Raw genomic sequence first — 19208 nt, forward strand, 5'->3', positions numbered from 1 at the left:
AGCTCTTGCTTTTTTATGATGAAATAGTTGAGCAAAATTATGAAAAAAACTTTGTTTTTATTGTATGCATAAGTAACTTTTCGTTTTTTCTCTAAAATCTACTTGCAGGCGGAGGGGATTATTCTTAATTTTCGACCCATAGAAACCCTCATAAAATAGCATTTTTCCTATTCTTTTCGTGTTATAATATCTATGAAATCGGCCTATCTATATAGTTTCCCTGAAATATCCAAATGAGGTAAGGTGCCAAAAATCATGGTTTATTCACCTCTCTTTTCTTTCATCTTTAATTATTGTTAACATATCTTTTGGTTATTTCAACAACTTCTTTTCGGGTGAAAATTCTGTAAGTTTCAATGTTCGGTCTTCAATATTATTCACAAAATCTCCATGTAATTTTGCAGTTTTCATCTTAATCTCTTTCTTTTCTGGATCGCCCATAAAAGCCTGTCAGGCCATTTTCATTGCCTCTTCATTTTTCCATTCAAACCAATAAATAAATTCCGTTTTTCCTTCAAATTCTGATTCCCAGATTGGCACAATGGTGAATCCATATTTTTTCATAATCCTTAGAGCATGATCTCTGAACCGATCTAAAAATACTTGTCTATTTCTTTTGGAATTTCATAAATTCTCAACTGATGAACAGGAACTGATGATGAAACGTCTTTTGAATAAGTTTGCCCGAAAATAAAACTCCCAGAACAAACAGACATAGTATAAATAACCGTTTCATTATATTAAATATTAGGATTAGTTTATGAATCCCTTTATTCCTACGATATTTCAAAAATGATAAAAGGAAAATTGCTCCTTTCTCTTTAAAAACAGAACTCATTAAAATTAGATATTTTTAGAAATAAACCATATTATTTCCAACAAAACAGAAGAAAAATTTTAACATATTAAAGGACATCAATGCTCAGTTACATTTTCCATATCTCAAAAAACACATCATTAATGAGTCTTCATTTGTTTTTTGGGCTTATAATCTTATATTTGACTTTTAAACTATTATATGGAAGAAAAAAAGGCTTCGCTTCTCCACAAAATCTCAAAGATCATCTCTGATTTTTTCAATCCGCTGGTTTCCCTGATTATTTTTTTTGTGTACATGAGCTTTAGGGAGTATACTTTTAAGGAATCCCTTCTTTATTTCCTTCCTTTACTATTAATGATTATTGCACCAGTTGTTATATGGCTGGTATGGAATGTAAAAACAGGTCGGTATACCAATATGGATGTTTCCAACCGGGTTCAGCGAAAGACATTGTACATTTTTATTGCAGCCTGTGTTATTATTTATCTCATTTTCAATTATGTGAAAAACGGATATGTTGATTTGGTAATGCTTTTTATTTTAATCCTGCTTTTTGCTCTTCAAATCAGCAATTTTTTCATTAAAAGTTCTATGCATACTGCATTTAATATATTTGTAGCTGCATTATTTTTCACTTTAGACTGGAAAATGGGTCTTCTATGGCTTGGGATCGCCGGCCTGGTAGGACTCACCAGAATTATTTTAAAAAGGCATACGGTAAAAGAAGTATTTATGGGAGCTGGAATAGCTTTTATGGTATCTTTTATTTATCTTTATTGCAATATACAATTTCAACATTAGAAGAATATATGAAAATCAATCATCTTACCGCCGCAGAAGAAAACTTTATGAAGCTGTTTTGGACAATGGAATCTTTCTATCTGAAGGACGTTATGGAGCAGCATCCGGAACCCAAACCCCACCAAAATACGGTTTCCACATATTTGAAAATATTGGTTGAAAAGGGCTATTTATCTACAGTAAAGGAAGGAAGAATCTTCAAATACACAGTCATTGTTCCGTCTGAAGAATACAGGAAGTTTCTTTTAAAAGAACTTACACACAATTTTTTCAATGATTCAGGAAAAGAGATCCTGGAATTTTTGTTCAGTGAAAAACTACTTACACAAAGCGATCTTAAAGGGTATTTTGATCTTAAAATTGAGATTAAGCCTGCCAAAGTTGAAGAACCTAAATTTGAAGTTGCTGAGGAAATCTTAAATCCGAAGAAAGAGAAAAAAGTAAAAGTCAGCAAAGAGAAAGAAAAGGACAAAGAGAAAGAGAAAAAGAAGAAGAAAAAGAAATTATAGAAAATAAAAAAAGCGGCTTTTAAGCCGCTTTATATTTTTACCAACGATTTCCACCGCCGTTACCACCACGATTTCCACCGCCGTAGCCACCGCCATTTCCACGGTTGTTACCTCCGTAACCTCCGCCTCTGTTGTTATCGAAGCTTCTTCTTGGCTTCTCTTCTCTTGGCTTAGCTTCAGATACGTTTAATGTTTTTCCGTTGAATTCTTTCTGATTAAGAGCTTCAATAGCTTGCTTTCCTTCTTCATCACCCATTTCAATGAAACCAAAACCTCTAGAACGGCCAGTTTCTCTGTCTGTTACGATTTTAGCTGATGATACATCACCAAATTCTGCAAATAGATCGTGCAACTCATACTCTTTAGTTGCGTAATTGATGTTTGAAACAAAAATGTTCATTTTGAATAAATTAAAAAATTAATAAAAATTTGGTATATAAAAGAAAAACAACATAAATTAATGAACAAATATTGATTCCAAATATAAACGTATGCAAGATACAATTAAAAATTTCAAATCAAAGCTTTTTTTTATCTCTTTCTCACTTTAGTTTGAATTCATACTCTGCTTTTCTCAATAACAACAACACAACCTACTGTTTTTCAATCAAATAAACCCAAAAATAACCAAAAAGTTAAAGTTAGTTAACATAATAAATTATTCTATGAATCATTATAAAACAATAAAAATAGAGAGGCTCCACAATAAAATAAAGAGGCTTCTAAAGTATAAAGGATAGTAGTATATTTATACTTCTTTTTAAACATCATATCATAAAGCCTATAATTTGGATTGTATTATGAAACAGCATACCACCAATTACATCAATACTTTCATAGAAGTTGCCGAAGACTGCCCTGCTTCCCAAGCACAGATTCCTCCTGAAAAGAAAGAAAAGACTTTAGCCAATCTTCAATATGAAAAGATCAGTAAACACCCCTACCAATACTCTTCTGATGACATTATTTTTGATTGCTATGCCTTTAAAAATGATATTCCTGAAAGTGGAAAACAAGAAGCAAGAGACCAATTCTTCTCCAAAGGACAAGCCTGCCTTCGCTCTTCTCCTCTTGCTAAAAGATATGGATTTGGATTTCATCATAATAAAGAAGGTAAAGTAGCTCTCTTCCCTATAGAGAGTGAAGAATATCAGAAATTATTAAATGACCCTAACATCGCAAAGACAAAAGCAATGCGCTCCAAAAGAAAATGATTGAGAAAATGAATAATTCTCTTTAGATCAATAAATACTATTCTTTTGATAACATCAGCTTTTAACGCTAAATTTGTACTGCAAATTATTAAGAACATGAACTACCATACAAGAAAATGGGTAAAACCCGAAGATTTAAATCCCAATCACTCACTATTTGGAGGAAGACTTTTACAATGGATTGATGAAGAAGCAGCATTGTATGCAATTATCCAGCTTGAAAATACTAAAGTCGTTACCAAATTCATTTCAGAGATCAATTTTGTAAGCTCAGCAAAACAAGGGGACATTATAGAGATTGGAATTGAAGCTATTCATTTTGGCTCATCTTCTATAACATTAAGATGTGATGTCCGTAATAAAATGACTCACCAGACCATTATTACGGTTGATAAAATTGTAATGGTTAACCTGGACAGTGACGGCAATCCTGCTCCACATGGTAAAACTCAGATTGAATTTGTAAAAGACAGATTAAACAGCGAACTATGAAGGTCTTCATAAAGAATATGGTTTGCAGCCGATGCATTTCTGCCGTAGAGACCATTTTCAATAATGCAGATGTAAAAACCAGCTCCGTTATTCTGGGTGAAGTAGAAACAGAAACAGAAGTTCCTACAGTAATCATGCAGTCTATCGAAGAGAAACTACTTGAAACCGGATTCGAAAGAATTATGGATTCTTCTCATCAGCTTATTGAAAAAATTAAAAACCTCGTTATTGTAAAAATCAGTGAGCTTGATATTGATGAGGATTTTCTGCTTTCTGAATTTTTAAGTTCAAAACTTCACAAAGATTACAGCTCCCTGTCAAAAACATTCTCACAGAATGAAAATATTACTCTGGAACAATTTTTCATTCTTCAAAAAATAGAAAAGGTAAAAGAGCTCCTTTTATATAATGAATTTAACCTTACAGAAATTGCAGGAAAATTGGGTTACAAGAGTGTCCAGCATCTTTCCACTCAATTTCGTAATGTGACAGGGTTCACTCCTACTGAGTTTAAAAAACTTAAAGATCATCACAGAAAGTCTCTTGACAGCCTTTAATTGAGTTGGAGAATTGGAGAGTGTTAGAGTTTGAAGGTTTAAGTCAGAGAGTTTAATATTATAATAAACAATCGCCCCATAACCGCCACTCTAATACTCTCAAACCTAAATTCTATAACTATTATCCTTAAATTTATAACAGCCTTAGATTTTCATTTTGGAAATTTGCAGTATAAATTTAAGAATCATGGAACAACAGTATAAAATACTCGGAATGACCTGTTCCGGTTGTCAGAAAAAGATATCCAATCAACTGAACAGTATTGACGGTGTTACAGCCGATGTCAATCTGGAAAACAATACCGCTACCATCACTTCTGATCATTCGGTTGCACTTTCCGTTTTAAATGATTCCCTGGCGGAAATAGGAAAATATAGACTGGAAGATCCCAACAACCCTGAAAAAGCGTTTATAAAACCTCAGGATCGGGTATCTCCATCTTCAGTATATTATTGCCCAATGGAATGTGAAGGCGAGAAAGTATATTTCAAACAGGGAGAAAGATGTCCGGTTTGCAATATGTATCTGGTTCCTATTGAAGAGAAGCTCGCCAAAGATCCTAATCATAAACCAGCTTATTCATCTACTCACCTTCCTGAAAACTTTAAAGACAGCATCGGAAAATACTATTGTCCGATGTTCTGTGAAGGAGATAAAGTATATGATGAAAAAGGTGACTGCCCTGTATGCCACATGCATTTAGAGGAAATCTCTGAAGATATGGCTAAAGATGCAGGTTCACACCATTCTCATTCTCATTCTCATTCTCATTCCCACCATCACCATAGCCACCATCATGAAGCCCCTAAAGTAACTGATGAAATGGCTGGAAAATACTACTGTCCTATGTATTGTGAAGGCGACAAAACCTATGATTCTAATGTAGGATGTCCGGTGTGTGGAATGGATCTTGTAAAATATCCGGAAAAGAAAACAGCAAAATATACTTGCCCGATGCACCCAGAAATCATCAGTGATGAACCGGGAAGCTGCCCGATCTGCGGAATGGATCTTGTAAGAATGCCAGACAGCGGAAACGATGAAGAGGATGAAACCTATACCCTTCTGAAAAGAAAATTTTTAATTTCATTAGCCTTTACCGTTCCGGTTTTCATTTTATCAATGGGAGGAATGTTTATTGATTTTCCATTCTCTCATCAGATTCAAGGTTTCATTGAATTAGCATTAACGCTACCTGTTATGTTTTATTCCGGATGGTTCCTTTTAAAAAGAGGCTGGGTTTCATTCAAAACCTGGAATCTTAATATGTTCAGCTTAATCGCATTAGGAGTAGCTGCAGCATTTATTTTCAGTATTACAGCATTAGCTTTCCCAGATATTATTCCGCATGAAATCCGTGGGCACAACCATGAAATCCCATTGTATTTTGAGGCAGTCTGTGTTATTTTAACCCTTGTTATTCTGGGCCAACTGATGGAAGCCGCTGCTCATAAAAAAACAGGAAATGCCATCAAGGAACTGATGAATCTGTCTCCGGATGAAGCCAACCTTATTGTGAATGGTGAAGAAAAAAGAGTATTGCTTTCTCAGGTAAAAATCGGAGATCTGCTAAAGGTAAAACCAGGTGAAAAAATTCCTGTTGACGGAAAGATCACGGAAGGAAGCTCTATTGTAGATGAGAGCATGATTACCGGAGAACCCGTTCCCGTTGAAAAAACGATTGATGATAAAGTTTCTTCAGGAACTATTAATGGAAATCAGGTATTTATTATGAAAGCTGAAAAAGTAGGTGATGAAACCTTACTTTCACAGATTATTAAAATGGTAAATGAAGCCAGCCGAAGCCGCGCTCCTATTCAGAAACTGACAGATAAAGTATCAAAGGTATTTGTTCCTGTAGTGATCCTTATCGCAGTACTTACTTTTGTTCTGTGGCAGTTCTTCGGGCCGGAAGGGAAAAGAAGTTTATTTGCTTTTGTAAATGCTGTAGCCGTTTTAATTGTAGCATGTCCCTGTGCTTTAGGTCTGGCTACTCCAATGTCCTTAATGGTAGGAATTGGAAAAGGGGCTAAGAATGGTATCCTGATTAAAAATGCGGAAGCTTTGGAACAAATGAATAAAGTTAATGTCTTGATTACTGATAAAACAGGAACTTTAACGGAAGGAAAACCTTCTGTAGAACACATTGAAACAGTAAATAACGAAGATAAAAACCAGATTCTAAAACTGGCATTTTCTCTGAATCAAAATTCCGAACACCCGCTCTCCAATGCAGTTATTAAAAGAGCAAAGGATGAAAATATCACTGCTGAAAAAGTGGATCAGTTTGAAAATATTTCAGGAAAAGGAGTAAAAGGAAATATCTCAGGAAAAACAGCTTATCTTGGAAATGAAAGCCTGTTAACTTCTCATAAGATTCAAATTCCAACAGCATTAAAACAAAAAGCTATAGAAGTACAATCAAAAGCTCACACTATTTCTTACGTTGCTCAGGATCAGAATGTGTTAGGGTTTATCAGTTTTACAGATAAGATTAAAACAAGCTCTAAAAAAGCCGTAGACCGATTGATGAGTGAAGGTATCGACATCATTATGATGACAGGAGACAATGAGCATACCGCAAAAGCTGTTGCTGAAGAATTAGGGATCAAGCATTTCAAAGCCAATTGTCTTCCTGAGGATAAACTGAATGAGGTAAAAAGACTACAGCAGCAGGGTAAAATCGTTGCCATGACCGGAGACGGAATCAATGACTCTCCTGCCCTTGCCCAATCAGATATAGGAATTGCAATGGGAACCGGAACTGATGTAGCTATTGAAAGCGCTGAAATTACCTTATTAAAAGGTGACATTTTAGGAGTAGCCAAAGCAAAATTATTAAGTGAAAAACTTCTTAAAAACATCAAGGAAAACCTCTTTTTCGCCTTTATTTATAATGTTTTAGGAATTCCGGTTGCAGCAGGATTATTGTATCCATTCTTTGGAATTTTATTATCCCCAATGATTGCAGCAGCAGCAATGAGTGTAAGTTCTTTATCCGTAATTTTGAATTCATTGAGATTGAACTCAGTGGATCTGGATATCAAATAATATAATATTTTACAAAAACAAAAAGACGATCTATTTCAGGTCGTCTTTTTTATTGAGTACAGGTGATCATTCTGAACGAAGAGGATTTATAAATTAACTTGAAGGAAAAATAGGAAAACTCATTGAGCAATAGGATAAGTGATTTGTTAAAATAAAATAATTCCCAAACAAAGGAAGAATATTATTATCTCAACAAAAATAGAAAAAGACTATCGTTTTAGCATTTATAAATGTTAAGACCAACCAAAAACAAAATCATAACTAAACAATACGTATTTTAACAAAAAAAGCCTTTAAAATAAAGTTCTTAAAATAAACTTAAAAAGGAAAAACACAGAAAAACATGGCATATAATTTGTTAACATTAAAACGTTATTTTTAACGATTTTTAACAACACAATTCCATTACCTTTATGAGAAAAATTTTTGCGGGAAAGTCAAAAAATAAGGCTTTTCTCGGGATGTTTGCATTGATGAGTGCAACTTCAGTAGTTTTAAACAGCTGTAATTTTAAAAATGATGTGAACGACACACTAAGTTCACAGGAACATCCTACCGCAGAAACGGCACCCAAAATGGACGACGAAAGCGTAGACCCGGACAAAAGAGTAATCTACCTTACCTTTGATGATGGCCCTAACCAGGGAACTGAAAATCTTTTAAAGATTCTTGACAAAAGAAATGTATGTGCCACGGCTTTCTTGGTGGGAAAACATGCGTATGGCAGTACAAGACAAAAAAATGATTTTAAACTGTTAAAAGACAATCCACTGATTGAACTGGCTAATCATAGTTTTACCCATGCTCACAATAAATATACAGATTTTTATAAAAGTGCAGATGCTGTTGTCCGTGATTTTGACATCGCTAAAGACAGCCTGAAGCTTCATGATAAAATAGCAAGAACTCCCGGAAGAAATATCTGGAGACTTAACAATATCAATGTAACTGATATTAAGAGCACGACTGCCGCTGCAGATGGCCTAAAAAGAGCTGGCTACAAAGTGATCGGCTGGGATCTTGAGTGGAGACCTACTCATAAAATGACTCTAAAAGGAAGCCATGAGGCTATGCTTAAAAAAGTAGACAGCATTTTCCTTAATGACCTTGAAAAAACATCAAGGCACCTTGTATTCCTTACTCACGACCAATATTTGAGAGATACAGACTCTATCAATGAGCTAGATTTGTTTATTGAGAAATTACAAAAGAGCAACAAATTTGTTTTCAGAAAAATTTCTCAGTATCCGAAGATCAATGAAGTGTTGAACTAGTTTAGAAATTAAAGTTGGAGAAAAATAGATTCTTTTATGATAAAATCTGTTTTTCTCCAACTTTAAACTTTGAACCTTCCTCTAAATTTCAGAAATTTGCATTTATGAGTATTAAGGAAAATTATAAAGCGATACAAGATAAGCTTACATCAGATATTGAACTGGTTGCTGTTTCAAAAACGCATCCGATTTCTGCAATTCAGGAGGTTTATGATCTAGGGCAGAGAGTTTTTGGGGAGAACAAGGTTCAGGAACTAATGGAAAAAGCACCTCTCCTGCCGGAAGACATTCAATGGCATCTGATTGGGCATCTGCAAACTAATAAAGTAAAGTATATAGCTCCATTCATAGATACGATCCAAAGTGTGGACTCAGAAAAACTATTAGCTGAAATCAACAAAGAAGCAAGTAAAAACAACAGATCTATTAAAGTTTTACTTCAGGTAAAGATTGCAGCAGAAGAGAGTAAATTCGGTCTTGAAATATCAGAAGCTAAAACCCTTTTCCAACAGTATACCGAAGGAACTTTCCCTCATATTGAGATTACCGGATTGATGGGAATGGCAACTTTTACAGATAATGAGCTACAGATCAGAAAAGAATTTTTAACTTTAAAGGCACTTTTTGATGAATTAAATCAACTAAAACCTTTAAAAACCTTATCAATGGGAATGAGTGATGATTTCCCTGTTGCGATTGAATGTGGTGCCAACTCTGTAAGGGTAGGATCCGCAATTTTCGGAAGAAGAGACTATTCTATATAGAATATTTAGGTATGGTTTTTGCTAATAATTGAAACAAAAAATTTAAATTTGCGACTATGCAAAAAATCCTTATAGTAGAAGACGAAAAAGCAATCTCAGGAGTACTTCACAGTATTCTTTCAGACGAACTTACAGATTATGAATTTGTTATCGCCGAAGACGGCCTTGAAGGTTACAAACAGGTAGAAAAAGAAGATTTCGCTCTGGTGATCTCCGATATCAAAATGCCTAAACTTTCAGGAACCGAGCTTTTGAAGCAGAGTCTGTTATTAAAACCTGAAACTACTTTTATCATGATTTCAGGTCACGCAGACATTGATTCTGCTGTTTCCTGCTTAAAAGATGGTGCATACGACTTTATTTCTAAGCCTATTGACATCAACAGATTGATCACTAGTGTAAAGAATGCTTTAGCCAAAGAAACACTGAAGAAAGAAAACAAAAATCTTCAGACTGAAAATAAAACTTTAAAAAGAAAAGTAAATAAGAAATATCAGATGATCGGGAATTCTCCTGCTTTGCAGAAGATTCAGGATATGATCGAAAAGGTAGCCGTTTCTGATGCCAGAGTTCTGATTACAGGGCCTAATGGTGCTGGAAAAGAATTGGTAGCTCATGCTATTCACAATCAAAGTGATCGTGCAAGAGGGCCTATGGTAGAGGTAAACTGTGCTGCTATCCCATCTGAACTTATTGAATCTGAACTTTTCGGACACGTAAAAGGTTCTTTTACCGGTGCTATTAAAGATAAGCAAGGAAAATTTGAACAGGCTAACGGAGGAACTATCTTCCTTGACGAGATTGGAGACATGAGCCTTATCGCTCAGGCTAAGGTATTGAGAGCACTTCAGGAAAGCAAAGTATCTCCTGTAGGAAGTGATAAGGAAATAAAAGTTGATGTGAGAGTAATCGCAGCAACCAATAAAAACATGCAGAAAGAGATTGAGGAAGGGAAATTCAGAGAAGACCTTTACCACAGACTTTCTGTAATTGAAATTTATGTTCCACCATTGGATGACAGAAAAGATGATATCAAATTGTTGGTTGAACATTTCTCTGGCATGATTGCTGATGAGCATGGTACAGCTACGAAAAAGTTTGATGATAAAGCTATTGATGCTTTAAAAGCTCTTTCATGGACTGGAAATATCAGGGAATTAAGAAACGTTGTGGAAAGGTTAATTATTCTTGGTGGAAACACTGTTTCCGAAGGTGACGTTGCAAGTTTTGTAAGGAAATAATACAACTATTATTACAATATTATAAAAATTTGCAGTAGTACTACTGCAAATTTTTTTTTTGAACTATTTGAAATATAAACTATATGAATCTTAAAATATTATGAAATTTTTAGACAAAAACTACACAAAGGAATGCCTGACTTTAGCTCTGCCTGTAATGCTTACTCAGGTGGGGCAAGTTTCAGTAAACTTATTTGACAATATTATTGTCGGAAAACTATTAGGAGCAGATGCATTAGCTTCAGTTTCATTAGGAAATGCAGTATTCTTCTCCATATTTGTCTTGGCACTTGGTTTCTCTTTTGCCATCCCTCCGTTGGTTTCGGAAGCACATTCAAGAGAAGACCATGCTACGATCAATTCCGTATTCAGTCATGGTTTTGTAATCAATATGACTGTTGGAGTTCTTCTGATGGTTATTCTTTTATTAGGAATGCCTCTACTCTATCATTCTGGGCAACCTGCGAAGATTATTCCTGATACGGTAAGCTTTTTAAGCATCATGGTGGTCAGTATGGTTCCATTTATGGCATTTCAGACGCTTCGTGAGGTTTCAGAAGGGCTTTCTTACACAATTGGAGTAACAAAGGCTACGATCATTGCCAATATTATTAATATCGCCTTAAACTATGTATTTATCAAAGGACTTTGGGGAATTCCTGCAATGGGTGTGCAAGGTTCTGCTTTAGCAACCTTAATTTCCAGAATATTTATGGTGGTTTTCCTTTACTTTGTATTGCTAAAGGAGAAAAGAACGAGACGTTATATTAAGGATTTTTCATTAAAAATTCAAAACTTCTCAAAGGCCATGTTTGATAAAATGGTAAAGTTGGGATTACCTACGGCTTTACAAATGTTCTTTGAAGTAACCGCTTTCGCAGGAGCAGCATTCATCTGTGGACTAATTTCTGCGCATGATATTGCTTCTCACCAAATTGCTTTGAGCATGGCTTCATTTACCTTCAACCTTTGTGTTGGATTTAGTGTGGCTTCTACGGTAATGATTGGAAGAAAATTGGGAGAACAAAACTTTGTTGAATTGAGAAAAGTCGGAATTAACAATTTAAAGATCGCGTTCATTTTTATGTGTATCTGTGGATTGGTTTTCATCTTGGGAAGAAACATATTACCAACTTTCTTCACGAAAAAAGAAGAGGTTGAAGTAATCACTTTAGCATCAAAACTAATGATTATTGCAGCTTTATTCCAGCTTTCTGATGGTATTCAGGTAACAGCTTTAGGAATGCTGAGAGGTTTACAGGACGTGAAAATCCCTTCTATTTATACTTTTATCGCCTATTGGGTAATTACTATCCCGCTAGGATATTTCTTCTGCGTAACGCTAGGAAAAGGAGCTTTCGGAATGTGGATTGCTCTTGGGTTAGGATTAACGGTTTCTGCCGTTTTCCTGGTCAAACGATTTTTAAATATGTCTGCGAAAAGAATTAAGCAGAATACATAATACTAAAAGGCTGTTTCTATAGAAGCAGCCTTTTTATTTTCTCGCAGATTTTGAAGATCAGGCAGGTTTTTATAATGCAATGCTTGTATCCTATTATATTTAACAAACAATAAAATCATTTTCAAAATCCTAAATATAGGTTTTGGCTAAAGCCAATGAATTATCGTTTATTTTTAACGGACTAAAGCCCGTTTCTATTGAATTTAACAAAAGGAAATCACCTACAATACCGCCATTCAATAAGCATCTAAACATTCAAACAAAAAAAAAGCTTGTGAATATTTTTAATTGATCAATTATCACTTTCATGAAACTCAGCAAATCATAAGCATTTTATAATCTGCCTAATCTGTTAAATCAGGGAGAGTTTTTTAATACAGCAATAAGAAAAAAGGTTATTTCGTTTGAAATAACCTCCTATATTTTACTTAATTCTTTTCCCTAAAATCTTCAGGCTTCGTTCAATACCATCCAGAATAGCCACATCAGGAAGCGTTCCCCAATCTTCAAAATCAAAATGTCTAAATAGCTTCAAACTTGGCTCATTATGAAGAAAGATAAGGGCAACAAGATTATTCACTCCAAATTTACCTGCATTGTCGATACAATATTGAAGGATCGTTTTACCATATCCTTTTCCTCTGGAACTTTCATCCAAATAAATACTCACTTCTACAGTTCCGCTATAAGCAGATCTTTCATGAAAAGAGCTAAAACTCACCCATCCTACCATATCTCCTTCCATATTTTCTACCACCCAAAGCGGTCTTGTTTCCGGGTTATGTTCGTTGAACCATTTTACTTTACTTTCCACAGCTACTTCTTCTACATCTGCCGTTACCATTCTGGAAGCAATGGTTGAGTTGTAGATCGCTACAATTTTATTTAAATCGGCTAATTCTGCATTTCTGAATTTTATATTTTCCATTGATATTGGGCTCAACTTTTTACAATGCAAAAATAATAAATTTCAATAACACCCCATCATAATAGAATAATTATTTCAATTTTAATAAAAAAAACACAAACACCCCTATAAAAAAACAAAATAAAAAAATATTTCTTATTAGAAAGCACAAAGACTCAAGGATTTTATTTCCGATAAAATTGAAGGCTGATTCTAATGTTGCGAACGCACGAATAATTTATCAGCGTATAAAACCTATGTTTCCTTTAGTTTATAAAAAGAAATAAGTTTACAAACTAAAGGAAACATAGAATATTGTAGTGGAAAGGTATTTTTTTTCGTGCTGAGAATTCTTGATTCTCTTGTGTTTTTCAACGACTTTTATTTTAGATCCTTCAGAATTCTATTTAAACTTCTAACCGTGATTCCTAAATATGCTGCCATATCTTCTTTGGAAATCTGAATATTCTGCTTCGATTGCATTTTAAGCAACTGTGTAAGAGTATGTTCTATGGTATAAAGCTGCTGATATGAAGCTCTGCTTGTAGTATTGATAATGCGATCTGCAAAGGAACTAAGTAATAAATTATTAAGGATTAGATCCTGTTGAATCAATTCATTAAAATAAGGCAGACTTATGGTATACACAACCACTTCTGTTAATGCTTCAATACCGCACAAACAGGGAATATTTTTAATCAATTCTACTTCTCCAAGAATTTCACCACTTCCCAGGAATTCAACAATATATTCTTTTCCGTTTTCTTCTTCGAAATAGCATTTTGTAATTCCATCTTTAATCAGCATAACCTTCAAAACAGATTGATCCTGAATCAATAGCTGTTGCCCTTTGGAGAATGATTCCAATATAATATTTTCTCCATTCTTCTTATGATAAAGTTCTTCGAGATGGCTTAAAAATGATTGATTCGTTCTTAACATACTTCTCCGGGACAATTGTCCTTGTCTGATCTATTTTTTATTATGAATTTTACAGGCAGAAATTTACAAAACAAAAATGAATAATCATATTACGACGATAGCTTTTGATGCTGATGATACTCTTTGGATCAATGAGCCCTACTTTCAGGAAGCAGAAAAGGAATTTTGTGTTTTGCTTGAGGATTATCTTCCTCAGCATTCTGTATCACAAGAACTTTTTAAAACTGAAATGAATAATCTCCATTTATATGGATATGGAGTAAAAGGATTTATGCTTTGTATGATTGAAACAATCGGAAAGGTTTCTAATAATACCGCCTCTCTCCAACTTGTAAATAAGGCGATTGAACTAGGCCAGGAACTTCTTCAGAAACCGATTGAGCTTTTAGAGGGAGTTACAGAAACCCTTGAAAGTTTAAAAGGGAAATACAGACTTGTTGTAGCCACAAAAGGAGATCTGCTTGATCAGGAGCGTAAACTGAAAAACTCCGGATTACAGGAATATTTCCATCATATTGAGATCATGAGTGATAAAAAGGAATACGATTATAAAAAATTGCTTAAACACCTTGACTGTCAGCCTGAAAATTTTCTCATGCTTGGAAATTCTATCAAGTCAGATATTTTACCGGTATTGGAAATTGGAGGATCTGCAGCTCATATTCCTTATCATGTTACATGGAGCCATGAGCAGCAAGAGATCAATCTGGAACACGAAAATTTTATGGAATTGAAAAGTATTAATGAGATCTTGAAATTTCTTTAATGATCAGGATCTTCAGAATATTAAGTTAAGCTTTTACCCATAATGAGATTTCCTTATTCTGGTACAGTAACTAATCTTCCATTAGCTTATCATTTCTTAAAAGTAAAAAGGCTGTCTTGAAGTAAGACAGCCTTTTCATATTATTTTTTCAGACATTTATCAAGGAACTGATCTTGTTCCCATAAAACGTGGAATATATTCTCTTTTGCCTGATATCCGTGTGATTCTTTTGGAAGAAGAACCATTCTTACCGGTGCTCCAAGGTTTTTCAATGCCTGGAAATATCTTTCCGTCTGCAATGTAAAAGTTCCCGGATTGTTATCAGCATCACCATGAATAAGCAGTAATGGAGTTTTCATTTTATCGGCATTCATAAACGGAGACATGGTGTTATAAATTTCCGGAACATCCCAGTAATTTCTTTGCTCACTCTGGAATCCAAACGGAGTCAGTGTTCTGTTATAAGCACCACTTCTTGCAATACCACAAGCAAAAAGATTAGAATGCGTCAATAAGTTAGCTGTCATAAATGCTCCATAAGAGTGACCTCCAACGGCAACTTTCTTTTTATCAATATATCCCAACTGATCTACAGCATTAATTGCAGCATCAGCATCGGCTACCAATTGAGTAATAAAGGTATCATTAGGTTCTGTTTTTCCTTCACCAATGATCGGGAACGCAGCGTTATCTAAAACAGCATATCCTTTAGTCACCCAGTACACAAAAGAACCGTAATACGGGAAGGTAAAGTCGTTGTCATTCTGAGTGCTTTGTCCTGCAGTGTTCTTATCTTTAAATTCTCTCGGATAAGCCCAGATCAATAAAGGTAATTTTTCTTTCTTTGCATTTCTGTCATAGTTTGCAGGCAGATAAAGAGTTCCTGTTAATGTAACTCCATCATTTCTCTTATACGTAATTACTTCTTTATAAACGTCTTTAATGCTTTCAAACGGATTTACGAAATGAGTTACCGCTTCTGCTTTACTAGACTTAATATTCTTTTTGAAATAGTTTGGATATTGGCTTGAAGATTCCTGCGTTGTTAAAATCTCACCCTTTGAAGGATTTAAGATATCTACAATGTTCTCTTTAGCCCCTTTAAGACTAGAGGTATACAATCTTTTTTTCTTCAGTGATTTAATATCCATTTCATCAATAAACGGATGTTGACCCTCTTTTGTAAAACCTTCTCCCATCAGGTAAGCTTTTCCGCCTTTGATATCGATCACAGATTTACCATATTGGTTCTTCACTTTATTGAATTTCCCCGGATCACTATACACATCCTGAGAATTTCTATCATCAATCACTTTTGATTCCCCATTATTAAGATCAACCAGGAAAGTTTTGGTATTTCTCGTATCGTACCACTCTTCTGAAACTAAAGCATAATGATCATTCGTCCATTCTACATCCTCAAATCTCTGTTTGATCTTAAAGAATGATTTCGGAGCCGCAGTAAACGGAGCTTCCCAAGTAAAGATTTCATCTCTGTATTCCGAAGATTTATATTGATCTCCGCCATCAAGAGCTTCTGTAAAGACTAATGTTGCAGGAACATCGCTTCTCCAGGACATTGCTCTCTTTCCAGTTCTTACAGAGGAGAATCCTTTAGGCATAATTTCATTCAACGGAATTTCATTCACAACTTTCACAGTATTTCCTTTAGTATCATATACTGTAGTCGTCATTGGAAACCTGCTTAAAGGAACAATATATGAAAACGGTTTTTTAATCACCGAAGCCATCAGATAATTTCCGTCAGGAGAAAAGCTCAAGCCTGTATACATATCCTGATTCATTACCTTTTTAAGAGTACCATTCAGATCTACATTAAATACTTCCGAAGTTACTAATGTTTCAAAGTTCTTCTCATCCTGTGGATTCTTTAAAAGATCCTGATAAGTTCTGTTTTGAGAAACTTTCCCGTCCGCTGTAGACACAATTGGCCCTGTTGGAAGGTCTTTCCCTGAGTCAATCAAAGCAGGTCTGTTTTGAGGAAGTGTTCTGATTAAAAGGCTTTGGGAGTCATTATACCAAAGATACGGAGTTCCTAAATTCGCATTCAGAATGTCACCTGTAAGTTTTTTGGCGGTAGCTGTTTCCATATCTACCATCCATAATTCTACTCCTTTGTTGGTTGTATTGGTAAAAGTGAGTTTTTTTTCATCCGGTGAAAACTGAACATAAGCAATTTTTGCTCCTGCAGGTAGATTTTTCACCTGAACTTCATTTTTATCACTGAACTTTCTTACTTTAAGATTATTGAAATAAACTACCGTGCTGGCTATATTAGTGACTGGATTTATTCTTAATCCACCCAGCTTCATATCTTGTTGATTAAGATCCTCCAAGGTCTTATATGTTGGACGATAAGTAAAAACCACCCAATCTTTTTTGTTGTTCATCAAAACAGCTGGTGGTCTTTCATAATCTGCCAGTTTCAGGATTTCGGCAGAGGGTTTTTGATAAGTAATATTCTCCTGTGCATCATAAAAATTGAGAAATGCCAGAAGGCAGATTGTCAGTTTTATCTTCATATAGATTCATTTTCTACGAATGTAGTGATTTTTAATAGAATTCCTGTATAAAAATTCATCTACAAATCCCAATAACAAAGACATTTGCAAAAAATAACTCCAATAAAAAAGAGCATCCTCGGATGCTCTTTTCATTATATATTGTAAAAATTCTACCAGTCTGAAGCTCTTTTTCTTCTTTCAATCAAATGGTCTACAGAGACTTTTCCGGCTCCTAAAACCATCAGAAGAAGATAGACGGAAAGGTAGATAAGACTCATTTCTCTTTTCTCAAAGGGATCAGCTCCATGCACTACAAATCCTGCAATAATCATTGTAAAGATCAAAAAGCCTAAAGAAACTCTTGTAAAAAGTCCTAATATTAGTAGAATTGAACAAACAAATTCAGCAAGAACCGTAAGAATCAGGGTAATCTGCGGCCCCATTCCCAGAAAATCGAAAAACTCGATTTTACCACCAGCCAATAACATTTGGAGCTTTGGATATCCGTGAGAAAGCATTGCAAAACCAACAAATACTCTTACCGCTAATAAAATAACATCTTTAGGTATTGAGCTCGAATTTGAATTATTATAGTTCATTTACTAAAAAATTTAGACTAAGGTAATGAAAATCTTTTAATACAAAGGGCTTTACAGCATTTTTAGTCTATCTGTAACCAAAATTTTTAAGGTCTCTGTCATTCTTTCTCCAATCTTTTTTCACCTTAACAAATAGATTGAGGTGAATCTTTTTGGAAAAGAACTTCTCAAGGTCTAATCTTGCTTCTGTGCCTACCTTTTTGATAGCCTCTCCTTTATGTCCGATAATAATCCCTTTTTGGGTATCTCTTTCTACATAAATAATAGAGTCGATGAAAATAATTCCTTCTTTTTCTTTGAATTGCTCAGTTACCACTTCTACAGAATATGGAATTTCTTTATCATAATTCAAAAGAATTTTCTCACGAATAGCCTCATTTACGAAAAACCTTTCCGGCTTATCGGTATACTGATCCTTATCATAGTAAGGTGGGTTTTCAGGCAGTAAAGATTTTAATTTAGGTAAAATAACCTCCGTATTAAAAGCATTAAGAGCGGAGATCGGAAGGATTTCCGCTTTTGGAATCCTATTGTGCCAGTCTTCTACCAATTTTTCAAGACCAGCCTGATCAGTCTGATCTACTTTGTTTAATAATAAAAGTACAGGAACAGGGATCTTATTTAATTTATCTATAAGGAACTCTGAAGGTTCCGCTTTATCTGTTACATCAACAATGAACAGGAATACATCAGCATCCTGAAGAGAATCCTTTACAAAATCCATCATCTTTTCCTGCAAACCATATTTTGGATCCAATACTCCCGGAGTATCGGAAAATACGATCTGAAGATCCTCCTCATTATAAATACCAAAAATTCTGTGACGGGTTGTCTGAGCTTTCTGCGTTACAATCGCCAACTTCTCTCCCATTAATTGGTTAAGTAGTGTTGATTTTCCGGCATTAGGCTTTCCAACTATATTTACAAATCCAGCTTTGTGCATAAAAATAATATTACGAACTGCAAAGTTAGTAAAACAAAATTGGTCTTTACCGTTAATCTCAATATTTAAAAAGAAAAAAGCGAGTTATTTGTCTTTGAAGCCCATTTCAAAGAGATTTTTTAAGAAGTTTTTGCCCAAGATTTTTAAACTTCTATATCTGAACCACAAAGTCACAAAAATTTTTAAACACTTACGTTCACTTTAGTAAGTTTAAGAGGAGACTATAAAAAAGAACACTTAAGTTTTGAAAATCCAAGATGTTCATGAATGTTCCAATAGAAATATTACAATTAAATGACTGTCTATTTTTCTCTTTGGAAAGCGGACAGAAGCCAAGATT

18 protein-coding genes are annotated in these 19208 nt (G+C 34.5%); 11 read left to right on the plus strand and 7 right to left on the minus strand.

The genetic code is table 11. From position 1 onward, the window contains the following. Nucleotides 1–312: 312 nt before the first annotated feature. Nucleotides 313–441 (minus strand): hypothetical protein, encoded by a 129-nt coding sequence (locus tag GTR01_RS24775; protein ID WP_262885751.1) that lies wholly within the window; start codon nucleotides 439–441, stop codon nucleotides 313–315. 577 nt (nucleotides 442–1018) lie between these two features. Here GTR01_RS24775 and GTR01_RS13340 point away from each other — a divergent pair. Together GTR01_RS13340 and GTR01_RS13345 are read left to right on the plus strand one after the other, a co-directional pair. After that, nucleotides 1019–1621, plus strand: a complete 603-nt coding sequence (locus GTR01_RS13340) for a phosphatase PAP2 family protein (RefSeq protein WP_160138324.1) — start codon at nucleotides 1019–1021, stop codon at nucleotides 1619–1621. An 8-nt stretch (nucleotides 1622–1629) separates the two neighbouring features. After that, nucleotides 1630–2130, plus strand: coding sequence for a BlaI/MecI/CopY family transcriptional regulator (locus GTR01_RS13345; RefSeq protein WP_160138325.1), 501 nt, complete (start codon nucleotides 1630–1632; stop codon nucleotides 2128–2130). A gap of 37 nt (nucleotides 2131–2167) precedes the next feature. Here the strand turns inward: GTR01_RS13345 and GTR01_RS13350 are convergent, their stop codons facing one another. Next, a complete protein-coding gene (locus GTR01_RS13350; RefSeq protein ID WP_160138326.1) occupies nucleotides 2168–2530 on the minus strand; it encodes an RNA recognition motif domain-containing protein in 363 nt (120 codons plus the stop codon). 400 nt (nucleotides 2531–2930) lie between these two features. On the opposite strand from GTR01_RS13350, the gene GTR01_RS13355 reads away from it, so the two are divergent. From GTR01_RS13355 to GTR01_RS13390, 8 genes are all read left to right on the plus strand, one after another. Then, nucleotides 2931–3344, plus strand: coding sequence for a DUF6157 family protein (locus GTR01_RS13355; RefSeq protein ID WP_160138327.1), 414 nt, complete (start codon nucleotides 2931–2933; stop codon nucleotides 3342–3344). A 96-nt stretch (nucleotides 3345–3440) separates the two neighbouring features. Continuing rightward, nucleotides 3441–3836, plus strand: coding sequence for an acyl-CoA thioesterase (locus GTR01_RS13360; protein ID WP_076553354.1), 396 nt, complete (start codon nucleotides 3441–3443; stop codon nucleotides 3834–3836). Further along, entirely contained in the window at nucleotides 3833–4393 is a 561-nt protein-coding gene (locus tag GTR01_RS13365; protein WP_160138328.1) for a helix-turn-helix domain-containing protein, read from the plus strand. The genes GTR01_RS13360 and GTR01_RS13365 overlap by 4 nt, the downstream gene beginning before the upstream one ends. Before the next feature lie 187 nt (nucleotides 4394–4580). Further along, nucleotides 4581–7445 carry a heavy metal translocating P-type ATPase gene (locus tag GTR01_RS13370; RefSeq protein WP_160138329.1) on the plus strand — a complete coding sequence of 955 codons (2865 nt, stop codon included), beginning with the start codon at nucleotides 4581–4583 and terminating at the stop codon, nucleotides 7443–7445. 413 nt (nucleotides 7446–7858) lie between these two features. After that, the gene (locus GTR01_RS13375) at nucleotides 7859–8719 is read left to right on the plus strand and encodes a polysaccharide deacetylase family protein (RefSeq protein ID WP_160138330.1); all 861 of its coding nucleotides are present in this window, start codon (nucleotides 7859–7861) and stop codon (nucleotides 8717–8719) included. 104 nt (nucleotides 8720–8823) lie between these two features. After that, nucleotides 8824–9483 carry a YggS family pyridoxal phosphate-dependent enzyme gene (locus GTR01_RS13380; protein WP_160138331.1) on the plus strand — a complete coding sequence of 220 codons (660 nt, stop codon included), beginning with the start codon at nucleotides 8824–8826 and terminating at the stop codon, nucleotides 9481–9483. Nucleotides 9484–9539: 56 nt separating this feature from the next. Then, a complete protein-coding gene (locus GTR01_RS13385) occupies nucleotides 9540–10724 on the plus strand; it encodes a sigma-54-dependent transcriptional regulator (RefSeq protein WP_160138332.1) in 1185 nt (394 codons plus the stop codon). A gap of 100 nt (nucleotides 10725–10824) precedes the next feature. Next, nucleotides 10825–12186 carry an MATE family efflux transporter gene (locus GTR01_RS13390; protein WP_160138333.1) on the plus strand — a complete coding sequence of 454 codons (1362 nt, stop codon included), beginning with the start codon at nucleotides 10825–10827 and terminating at the stop codon, nucleotides 12184–12186. Between the two features lie 424 nt (nucleotides 12187–12610). On the opposite strand, the gene GTR01_RS13395 is transcribed toward GTR01_RS13390, so the two are convergent. After that, a complete protein-coding gene (locus GTR01_RS13395) occupies nucleotides 12611–13114 on the minus strand; it encodes a GNAT family N-acetyltransferase (RefSeq protein ID WP_185155131.1) in 504 nt (167 codons plus the stop codon). Nucleotides 13115–13474: 360 nt separating this feature from the next. Beyond that, nucleotides 13475–14035 carry a Crp/Fnr family transcriptional regulator gene (locus tag GTR01_RS13400; protein WP_160138334.1) on the minus strand — a complete coding sequence of 187 codons (561 nt, stop codon included), beginning with the start codon at nucleotides 14033–14035 and terminating at the stop codon, nucleotides 13475–13477. A gap of 76 nt (nucleotides 14036–14111) precedes the next feature. Between GTR01_RS13400 and GTR01_RS13405 the strand changes: the two genes are divergently transcribed. Then, a complete protein-coding gene (locus GTR01_RS13405) occupies nucleotides 14112–14801 on the plus strand; it encodes an HAD family hydrolase (protein ID WP_160138335.1) in 690 nt (229 codons plus the stop codon). A 140-nt stretch (nucleotides 14802–14941) separates the two neighbouring features. On the opposite strand, the gene GTR01_RS13410 is transcribed toward GTR01_RS13405, so the two are convergent. The 3 genes from GTR01_RS13410 to era form a co-directional block, all read right to left on the minus strand. After that, nucleotides 14942–17344, minus strand: a complete 2403-nt coding sequence (locus GTR01_RS13410; RefSeq protein ID WP_160138336.1) for an alpha/beta hydrolase family protein — start codon at nucleotides 17342–17344, stop codon at nucleotides 14942–14944. A gap of 152 nt (nucleotides 17345–17496) precedes the next feature. Further along, on the minus strand, nucleotides 17497–17925 hold the full coding sequence (locus GTR01_RS13415) for a DoxX family protein (protein WP_160138337.1): 429 nt from the start codon (nucleotides 17923–17925) through the stop codon (nucleotides 17497–17499). A 67-nt stretch (nucleotides 17926–17992) separates the two neighbouring features. Then, a complete protein-coding gene (gene era, locus GTR01_RS13420; protein ID WP_066698033.1) occupies nucleotides 17993–18868 on the minus strand; it encodes a GTPase Era in 876 nt (291 codons plus the stop codon). Nucleotides 18869–19208 lie beyond the last annotated feature (340 nt).

The sequence above is a fragment of the Chryseobacterium sp. c4a genome (assembly GCF_009900745.1).
Classification (GTDB): Bacteria; Bacteroidota; Bacteroidia; order Flavobacteriales; family Weeksellaceae; genus Chryseobacterium.